Genomic DNA, 6,974 nt, shown 5'->3' on the forward strand with positions numbered 1-6,974 from the left:
CCTATATTGAAACGCCGTCCGGTGCTCAGGCTTTGGGCAGCCGTTTCTCGATCCAGTCGATCAGTGCGCCGATCACCCGATCCCGATCGAGATCGTTCATCGTCTCGTGATAGCTGTCTTCGTGCATCGTGAGCGTCTTGTCCGGCGAGCCCGCGTGCGCGCCGAAATCGCGGCTGCCGTCGGGTTCGGTGAGCTTGTCCGCGGTGCCGTGATACACCAGCAGCGGCACGCGCAGTCCCGCACGGCCGCGTTCGATGCGCGCCATCGCCAGCAACAACTCCGCGCCCGTACGCGCCGGAATCGCACCGTGATGAACCAGCGGATCGTTGCGATTGGCGTTCACCACGGACTGAAGCCGCGACAGCAAAGCCGCGTCGATTTTCATCGCCGGAAAGGTCGGCCAGATGCGGCTGATTATCTGGCTCACCTTGAGCATCCAGCGCGGTACATCGCGGCCCGGCGCGAGCGCGGGGCTCGACAGGATCAGACCACTGAGCCGACGCCCGCTTGCCTCGAGCCGTTCGATCGCATAAAGCGCCGCGACCGCGCCGCCCATGCTGTGGCCCATCAGAAATAGCGGTGCGCAACTGGTCGCCGCTTCATCGAGCAACGCCTGAGCATCGAGCAGATAGTCGTCGAAGCGGTTGACCCACACGCGTTTGCCGGGCGCGTGGCCATGTCCGCGCAAATCGATGGCGACGAGTTCAATGCCGGCCGGGTTCAGCCGATCCGCCAGCGCCGCGTAACGCCTGGCGTGCTCCGCGAGTCCGTGCACCAGCGCGACCGTGCCGCGCAATGGTGTCGTGGCGGGCCAGCGATATAGCGGCAGTTCGACGCCGTCGCTCGTCGTGACCGTCGAGCGGAGCGCGGCGCCGCCTTTCGGGGCGTGCGCAGCGGCATGCGCAGCGGCGTGCGCAGGGGTGGCCGCTGCGGGACGCACATTGCCGGATCGAGTTGTTTCCATAGCTGCTGGTTGTCCTGAACGTGTCCTGATTCTGGTTCGCCCGATCATAGTCGCAGCGGGCACACGCGCGCGAGCATCTCGCGCCGGGCACGCCTCTAATGCTCTGTAGTTATGAAAAGATCGTAATTGATTATTAAAGGGAATGACGGCGCTGCGGTAGAATTGCGGGCTCAAATCCCAATAAAAGCAACGGCGGCCGCTTGTCGGGAGCGCATAACGCTCGTTGGCAAACCCCGCCGTTTCGTTTTTCCATGATCGAAATACGCAATATCTCTCAGCGGTTCGCCGGACCCCGGGGCTGGGTCGAAGCGCTGCACAACGTCAATCTGTCGATTCCGGCGGGTGAGGTGTTCGGCATCATCGGCCGCAGCGGCGCGGGCAAGAGTACGCTCGTGCGCACTCTCAACCTGCTGACGCGTCCGAGCGAAGGCAACATTGTCGTCAACGGCCGCGATCTGACGACGCTGCCCGCCGCGCAATTGCGCGAGGCGCGTCGCGAAATCGGCATGATTTTCCAGCACTTCAACCTGCTGTCGTCGCGCACGGTGTACGAGAACGTGGCCTTGCCGCTCGAACTCGCCGGCATGAAGCGCGATGAGATCGAGGCCAACGTGCTGCCGCTGCTCGACCTGGTGGGCCTGTCGGCGCAGAAGGATCGTTATCCGGCGCAGATCAGCGGCGGGCAGAAGCAGCGCGTCGGCATCGCGCGTGCGCTGGCGAGCAAGCCGAAGGTGCTGCTCTCCGACGAAGCGACTTCCGCGCTCGATCCCGAAACTACGCGCGCGATCCTCGACCTGCTCAAGCGTATCAATCGCGAACTGAACCTGACGATCGTGCTGATCACGCACCAGATGGACGTGATCAAGCAGGTCTGCGACCGCGTCGCGGTGCTGGATGCCGGCCGTGTGGTTGAAGAGGGCAAGGTCATCGACGTGTTCCTGCAACCGCATCATGAAGTCACGCGCGCGCTGATCGGCGACGTGATCGCGCAGGAATTGCCGCCCGCGATGAAGGCGCGCGTGGCTGAACGCCTGAAGACCGGCAGCGGTCATTTGCTGCGCCTCGCGTTCACGGGCTCGGGTGTCGATCAGCCGATTTTGTCCGAGACGATTCGCCGCTACGAACTCGACTTCAATATCCTGCACGGCCAGATCGACGAGATCCAGGGGCAGGCGTTCGGCTCGCTCGCGGTGCTCGCGGGCGGCGAACCGACGAAGGTGGCAGAGGCGCTGACGTATCTGCGCGAACAGGGTGTGGTAGTAGAGGAGCTGTCGTATGTTGAGTGAAATGTTCGATATGTTCGTCCAGTCGTTCTGGGAAACGCTCGTGATGGTGGGCATCTCCGGACTGGTCGGCGCTGCAGTCGGTCTGCCGCTCGGCGTGCTGCTGTATCTGACGGACCGCCAGGGCGTGCTGCAGAACATCGCCGTGAATCGCGTGATGGGCGTGATCGTCAACGCGGTGCGTTCCACGCCGTTCATCATCTTGCTGGTTGCGGTGATTCCGTTCACGCGCCTCGTGGTGGGTTCTTCGATTGGCACGGCTGCGGCCGTGGTACCGCTGACGATCGCCGCGGCGCCGTTTATCGCGCGTCTTGTCGAAACCGCACTGCGCGAAGTCGATCGTGGTCTGATCGAAGCGGCGCAGGCGATGGGCGCGACCACCAGTCAGATCGTCTTCAAGGTGCTGTTGCCGGAGTCGCTACCGGGTGTGGTCGCAGGCTTGACGATTACCTTCGTGTCGCTGGTCGGCTATTCGGCGATGGCCGGTGCGATCGGCGGCGGCGGGCTCGGGGATCTGGGCATTCGTTACGGGTATCAGCGTTTTCTGCCGGAAGTAATGGTGACGGTCGTGGTGATCCTGATCGTCTTCGTACAGCTGGTGCAGTCGTTCGGGGATTGGCTCGTGCGTCGTTTGAGCCATAAATAAACAAGGGTCATCGGAACCCGCTAAACAGAAAGAATCGCCAGATTCGGAAAGGTCCATCATGCAACGTCGTTTCATCCTCAAGCTGGCCGCCACGCTCGGCGCCGCGTCGCTGTTCGCTGCCGCTACGGCGGCTCACGCTGAAGACACGATCAAGGTCGGCGTCACCGGCGGCCCGCACGCGCAGATCATGGAAGTCGTGAAGACGGTCGCGGCAAAGAACGGTCTGAACATCAAGATCGTCGAATTCTCCGACTACGTGCAGCCGAACGCGGCGCTCGCCGGCGGCGACCTGGATGCGAACAGCTACCAGCATGACCCGTACTTGCAGGCGCAGGTGAAGGACCGCGGCTACAAGCTGATCCGCATCGCCGATACGGTCACGTACCCGATGGGCATCTACTCGAAGAAAGTGAAGACGCTGGCTGAATTGCAGCCGGGCGCGAAGATCGCGGTGCCGAACGATCCGACCAATGGTGGCCGGGCGCTCCTGTTGCTGCAAAAGCAGGGTCTGCTGAAGCTGCGTGCTGATGCGGGTCTGAAGGCGACGCCGCTCGATATCGTCGACAACCCGAAGAAACTGAAGATTGTCGAACTTGACGCCGCGCAAATCCCGCGTTCGCTGAACGATGTGGACGCCGCCGCGATCAACACCAACTTCGCGATGGAAGCGGGCCTGAAACCGAAGCAGGACGCGATCGCAATCGAAGACGCAAAAGGTCCGTACGTGAACGTCATCGCAATCCGCGAAGCTGACAAGAACAAACCGTGGGTTGCGAAGCTGGTCGCGGCGTATCATTCGCCGGAAGTGAAGCAGTTTGTCGAGAGCAAGTTTGGTGGAGCGGTGATCACCGCCTGGTGATTTGATGGCCGGTTTTTCGGCCGTTTCACATAGCAAGACACGACGGCAATGCAAAATTAGAGTCGTAGGTCTTAACCCGGGGTTGTCTCCCGGGTTTTTTCGAGATTAAAATAGAACGATCGTTCGATATTGCCGTCACGCCGCTGAGGAGCGATATCCTCCTGCTAGAGCACCCGCGACACGGCTGCTGCGAAAGGGCAGTCGTTATAATGTTCGTTGGGTTGACGTATTCGTAACTTTGGAGCGTGTGCATGAAAATCCTGGTGCCAGTCAAGAGAGTGGTCGATTACAACGTGAAAGTTCGAGTCAAATCGGACGGTACGGGTGTCGACATCGCGAACGTGAAGATGTCGATGAATCCGTTCGACGAAATCGCGGTTGAAGAAGCAGTTCGTCTGAGGGAAGCGGGCGTAGCGACCGAAGTGATCGCCGTGTCGGCAGGTGTGACGCAATCGCAGGAAACGCTGCGCACGGCGCTGGCGATCGGCGCGGACCGCGCGATCCTGGTCGAGTCGAATGAAGAGTTGCAGCCGCTGGCCGTCGCCAAGCTGCTGAAGGCGCTGGTCGACAAGGAACAGCCTGGGCTGGTCATTCTCGGCAAGCAGGCCATCGACGACGATTCGAACCAGACCGGCCAGATGCTGGCTGCGCTGGCGAATCTGCCGCAAGCCACGTTCGCCTCGAAGGTTGTCGTGGCAGACGGGAAGGCTACCGTGTCGCGCGAAGTGGATGGTGGTGCCGAAACGCTGTCGCTGACGTTGCCGGCTGTTATCACCACCGATCTGCGCCTGAACGAGCCGCGCTACGTGACGCTGCCGAACATCATGAAGGCGAAGAAGAAGCCGCTGGAAGTCGTCAAGCCCGAAGACCTCGGCGTTGATGTGACGCCGCGCCTGAAGACGCTGAAGGTTGTCGAGCCGCCGAAGCGCTCCGCCGGTGTGAAGGTGCCGGATGTGAAGACGCTGGTCGAGAAGTTGAAGACCGAAGCCAAGGTGCTGTAAGGAGACGGACGAAATGACGAATCTGGTAATTGCAGAACACGACAACGCGTCGATCAAGGCCGCGACGCTGAACACGATTGCAGCTGCACAGAAGATTGGTGGTGATATCCACGTGCTGGTGGCAGGTCACAACGCGCAAGCTGCGGCCGACGCAGCGGCGAAGATTGCAGGTGTTTCGAAGGTGTTGCTGGCCGACGCGCCGCAACTCGAAGCGGGGCTGGCCGAAAACGTCGAAGCGACGGTGCTGAACATCGCGAAGGACTACACGCATATCCTCGCGCCGGCGACTGCTTACGGCAAGAACATCGCGCCGCGTATCGCCGCGAAGCTCGACGTCGCACAGATCAGTGACATCACGGCAGTGGATGGCGCCGACACGTTCGAGCGCCCGATCTACGCCGGTAACGCGATCGCTACCGTGCAGTCGGCTGATCCGATCAAGGTCATCACGGTTCGTTCGACTGGGTTCGACCCGGTTGCAGCGGAAGGTGGTAGCGCGGCAGTGGAAAAGATTGCAGCCGCGGCCGACACCGGCCTCTCGCAATTCGTGAGCCGTGAAGTCACGAAGCTGGACCGTCCGGAACTGACCTCGGCGAAGATCATCGTCTCGGGTGGCCGGGGTCTGGGCAATGGCGAGAACTACACCAAGGTTCTCGAGCCGCTGGCGGACAAGCTGAACGCAGCGCTGGGCGCATCACGCGCAGCCGTCGACGCAGGCTTCGTGCCGAACGACTATCAGGTCGGCCAAACCGGCAAGATCGTCGCACCGCAGTTGTACATCGCGGTCGGCATCTCGGGTGCGATCCAGCATCTGGCCGGCATGAAGGACTCGAAGGTGATCGTCGCCATCAACAAGGACGCGGAAGCGCCGATTTTCAGCGTCGCCGATTACGGTCTGGTGGGCGATCTGTTCACGCTCGTGCCGGAGCTCGTTGGCGAGCTTGGCTAAGCGCCGCAGCGCCGGTTAAAAGGCGTATGGCAGCACACGAAAGGGCGCTGGACCTATCAAGTCCGGCGCCTTTTTTTTATCGACAGGCAGGAGGAGAACTGAAATGAGCTATACGGCGCCGATCAAGGACATGCTGTTCGTCATTAAAGAACTGGCCGGTCTCGAAGACATCGCGACGCTGCCGGGCTTCGAGGACGCGAACCTCGACACGGCGCAGGCCGTGCTCGACGAGTCGGCGAAACTGTGTGGCGAGGTGCTGGCACCGCTGAATGTCGAAGGCGACCGCAATCCGAGTAGCTGGAAGGATGGCGTAGTTACCGCAACGCCCGGTTTCAAGGACGCCTTCCGCCAGTTCGTCGAGGGCGGCTGGCAAGGCGTGCAACATCCGGTCGACTACGAAGGCCAGGGTCTGCCCAAGCTGATCGCCACGCCGTGCATCGAAATGCTCAATGCGTCGAACCTGTCGTTCGCACTGTGCCCGCTGTTGACCGACGGCGCGATCGAAGCGCTGCTGACCGCCGGCACAGAAGCGCAAAAACAAACCTACGTGCCCAAGCTGATTTCCGGCGAGTGGACCGGTACGATGAACCTGACTGAGCCGCAGGCCGGCTCCGATCTCGCGATGGTGCGTACGCGCGCCGAGCCGCAGGGCGATGGTTCGTTCAAGCTGTTCGGCACCAAGATTTTCATCACGTGGGGCGAGCACGATATGGCGAAGAACATCGCCCATCTCGTGCTGGCGCGCACGCCGAATGCACCGGAAGGCGTGAAGGGTATTTCGCTCTTCATCGTGCCGAAGTTTCTCGTCAATGAAGACGGTTCGCTCGGCGAGCGCAACGACGTGCATTGCGTGTCGATCGAGCACAAGCTCGGCATCAAGGCGAGCCCGACCGCGGTGCTGCAATTCGGCGACCACGGCGGCGCGATCGGTCATCTGATCGGCGAAGAAAATCGCGGCCTCGAATACATGTTCATCATGATGAACGCGGCGCGTTTCGCGGTGGGCATGCAGGGCGTCGGCGTGTCGGATCGCGCGTATCAGAAGGCCGTTGCGTACGCGAAGGATCGCGTGCAAAGCCGGCCGGTGGATGGTTCCGCGAAGCAGTCCGTGGCGATCATTCAGCACCCGGACGTGCGCCGCATGCTGTCGACGATGCGCGGCCTCACGGAAGCATCACGCGCGTTGGCGTATGTCGCCGCGGCTCACTGCGACATCGCGCATCGTCATCCCGACGAAGCCAAACGCGCCGAACACCAGGCGATCTACGAATA

General features: G+C 61.7%; 7 protein-coding genes. 6 read left to right on the forward strand and 1 reads right to left on the reverse strand.

The annotated features are described in order from the left end of the window. Positions 1-25: 25 nt before the first annotated feature. Entirely contained in the window at positions 26-964 is a 939-nt protein-coding gene (locus HHL24_RS21340; RefSeq protein ID WP_169487390.1) for an alpha/beta hydrolase, read from the reverse strand. A gap of 251 nt (positions 965-1,215) precedes the next feature. On the opposite strand from HHL24_RS21340, the gene HHL24_RS21345 reads away from it, so the two are divergent. From HHL24_RS21345 to HHL24_RS21370, 6 genes are all read left to right on the forward strand, one after another. After that, on the forward strand, positions 1,216-2,250 hold the full coding sequence (locus HHL24_RS21345) for a methionine ABC transporter ATP-binding protein (RefSeq protein ID WP_169487391.1): 1,035 nt from the start codon (positions 1,216-1,218) through the stop codon (positions 2,248-2,250). After that, entirely contained in the window at positions 2,240-2,893 is a 654-nt protein-coding gene (locus tag HHL24_RS21350; RefSeq protein WP_054037200.1) for a methionine ABC transporter permease, read from the forward strand. The genes HHL24_RS21345 and HHL24_RS21350 overlap by 11 nt, the downstream gene beginning before the upstream one ends. Before the next feature lie 58 nt (positions 2,894-2,951). After that, on the forward strand, positions 2,952-3,752 hold the full coding sequence (locus tag HHL24_RS21355) for a MetQ/NlpA family ABC transporter substrate-binding protein (protein WP_169487392.1): 801 nt from the start codon (positions 2,952-2,954) through the stop codon (positions 3,750-3,752). Positions 3,753-4,003: 251 nt separating this feature from the next. Continuing rightward, complete coding sequence (locus tag HHL24_RS21360; protein ID WP_169487393.1) at positions 4,004-4,753, forward strand: electron transfer flavoprotein subunit beta/FixA family protein; 750 nt, start codon at positions 4,004-4,006, stop codon at positions 4,751-4,753. 13 nt (positions 4,754-4,766) lie between these two features. Next, on the forward strand, positions 4,767-5,702 hold the full coding sequence (locus HHL24_RS21365) for an electron transfer flavoprotein subunit alpha/FixB family protein (protein ID WP_169487394.1): 936 nt from the start codon (positions 4,767-4,769) through the stop codon (positions 5,700-5,702). 103 nt (positions 5,703-5,805) lie between these two features. Next, on the forward strand, positions 5,806-6,974 hold a 1,169-nt coding region (locus HHL24_RS21370; protein ID WP_169487395.1), incomplete at its 3' end, for an acyl-CoA dehydrogenase family protein.

This window comes from Paraburkholderia polaris (assembly GCF_012927345.1).
Lineage (GTDB): Bacteria > Pseudomonadota > Gammaproteobacteria > Burkholderiales > Burkholderiaceae > Paraburkholderia > Paraburkholderia polaris.

Coding starts and splice junctions, on each gene's coding strand:
- HHL24_RS21340 (WP_169487390.1), bottom strand. CDS start 964: ATGGAAACAACTCGATCCGGCAATGTGCGTCCCGCAGCGGCCACCCCT.
- HHL24_RS21365 (WP_169487394.1), top strand. CDS start 4,767: ATGACGAATCTGGTAATTGCAGAACACGACAACGCGTCGATCAAGGCC.
- HHL24_RS21360 (WP_169487393.1), top strand. CDS start 4,004: ATGAAAATCCTGGTGCCAGTCAAGAGAGTGGTCGATTACAACGTGAAA.
- HHL24_RS21350 (WP_054037200.1), top strand. CDS start 2,240: ATGTTGAGTGAAATGTTCGATATGTTCGTCCAGTCGTTCTGGGAAACG.
- HHL24_RS21355 (WP_169487392.1), top strand. CDS start 2,952: ATGCAACGTCGTTTCATCCTCAAGCTGGCCGCCACGCTCGGCGCCGCG.
- HHL24_RS21345 (WP_169487391.1), top strand. CDS start 1,216: ATGATCGAAATACGCAATATCTCTCAGCGGTTCGCCGGACCCCGGGGC.